The sequence below is a fragment of the Epilithonimonas bovis DSM 19482 genome (assembly GCF_900108115.1).
In the GTDB taxonomy this organism is placed as follows: Bacteria; Bacteroidota; Bacteroidia; order Flavobacteriales; family Weeksellaceae; genus Epilithonimonas; species Epilithonimonas bovis.
The window spans coordinates 1-2010 of record NZ_FTPU01000083.1; the positions used below are offsets into that span (position 1 = coordinate 1).

Annotated in this window: 1 protein-coding gene; it reads left to right on the forward strand. The window is 34.7% G+C overall.

Annotated features, from left to right (window positions below; genetic code table 11):
• Window positions 1-236: 236 nt before the first annotated feature.
• Window positions 237-1532 carry an NRAMP family divalent metal transporter gene (locus B0B05_RS16185; RefSeq protein ID WP_076784602.1) on the forward strand — a complete coding sequence of 432 codons (1296 nt, stop codon included), beginning with the start codon at window positions 237-239 and terminating at the stop codon, window positions 1530-1532.
• The last annotated feature ends 478 nt before the right edge of the window (window positions 1533-2010 follow it).

Consider the following 2010-nt stretch of genomic DNA (forward strand, 5'->3'; position numbering starts at 1 on the left):
AAATAAAATCGTAAATTGCATCTAGGTTATTCATAATGTATTAGATTGGTAGTCAATACAATATACGAAATTTTCGTATTATGAGTAACCTTTTTCATAATGCACAACGGGTTAAAATAATAAATAAAAAGACTTTCCCACTAGTGGAAGGTCTTTTTAATGATGAAAAACTATTAACTTTAGCAGATCAAAAAATGATCAATTAATAGTATATTTGTATTCAAAAACAATTAACAATGTCTGTCAAACATCAGGTCGAAAATCAAACAAAAAAATTCAAAAAATTCTTCGGTCTTTTAGGTCCCGGGCTGACAACGGGAGCTGCTGATGATGATCCTTCAGGCATTGCGACCTATTCTCAGACAGGAGCTCAGTTTGGCTATGGTCAATTATGGACAGCCCTCTATATGCTTCCGTTTATGACTGCCGTGCAGGAAGCCTGTGCAAGAATAGGAATGGTTACCGGTAAAGGACTTACGGGAGTTATCAAAGAACATTACAGTAAAAAAATCCTATACAGTTCGGTAGGATTGGTTGTCATTGCCAATACGATCAATATCGGAGCAGACATTGGGGCCATGGCGGCTGCCGCACAATTAATTATCCCTGCTGATATTGTTATACTAATGCTGTTTTTTACGGTTAGTATACTTACATTAGAGGTCTTCACCAGTTATCGGGTATATTCAAAAGTTCTTAAATGGCTGGCATTATCACTTTTTGCCTACCCACTTACAGCTTTTATTATTGACCAGCCATGGAAAGAAATACTAAAAGCATCTATTGTTCCTCATTTTGAATTTTCTTTCAATTTTCTTTTTATAATCACCGGAGTATTTGGGACAACGATTACACCTTATATGTTCTTTTGGCAGGCTTCCCAGGAAGTGGAAGAAGAAAATGAGAGAGGTCTGATTCAAGATGGAAAGCCCAAAATAGGATGGCGTAATATTCATGCCATGAGAAAAGATAATAATATAGGGATGGTCATCTCTGAATTTACAACATGGTGTATTATGTTAGTCGGAGGAACGGTTCTGCATAGCGCTCATATAACAGATATTAATACTGCGGCTGATGCAGCAAAAGCTTTAGAACCCCTGGTGCAATCATTTCCAAACTCAGGGTTGATATCAAAAATCATATTTGCTACAGGAATCATTGGGTTGGGACTACTTGCCGTACCCGTTCTTTCAGGATCGGCATCATATGCGGTTTCCGAAGCCCTCAACTGGAATGCAAGTTTAAACCTGAAATTTGCAAGAGCAAAAGGATTTTATATGGTTATTATCATCTCTACACTTATTGGTCTGTGTATGAATTTTATTGGGATTAATCCTGTGAAGGCTCTTATTTATACCGCAGTACTCAATGGTGTAGCTGCAGTCCCTCTGTTGTTTCTTATCATCAGAATATCTGCAAGTGAAAGTATTATGGGAGAATTCAAAAGCAGGTGGCTTTCAAAAAGTTTATTGTGGGCAACTTTTTTCTTTATGGCTACAGCGTCAATTGCAATGTTTTTTACGATCTAAAATAAATCCGAAAATAATACAGACTGTGTCGTATAAGTAAATATCGCCACTTTTTCACATAATTAATTCTTAACATTTTATCTACTTTCGTTCTACAATTCAGCATTTTCTAATTCTATATTACAGATATATAACGCAAAATAATGATGCAGGATACTAAAATCACTTTATTTTACTAGTCGAAAGTAAATTGTAAAAAGTTGGATAATTAAAATTACCAAAATTTGTCTAAAAAGCATAACGATTCAACTCTTTTTTAATTTGGCCCAAACGAACCAAATCATCGATGAAAGTGTTTGAAGATACGCTCGTCTTGGTCACAAACGACAACATGCGCAAATTTAAGACAATTTGCGCATATTTATTTATACATACCTCATATTCAATTAGTTAGTCATTCCTTAAAATAAATACAACGATTTGATATTCAATATTTTATTATCAAATTTCGCTTAAAAATGTTGTATAAAATTGCAGA

What these genes read in the sequence shown, in the direction of transcription:
- B0B05_RS16185 (WP_076784602.1), top strand. Translation starts at nt 237, where the DNA reads ATGTCTGTCAAACATCAGGTCGAAAATCAAACAAAAAAATTCAAAAAA.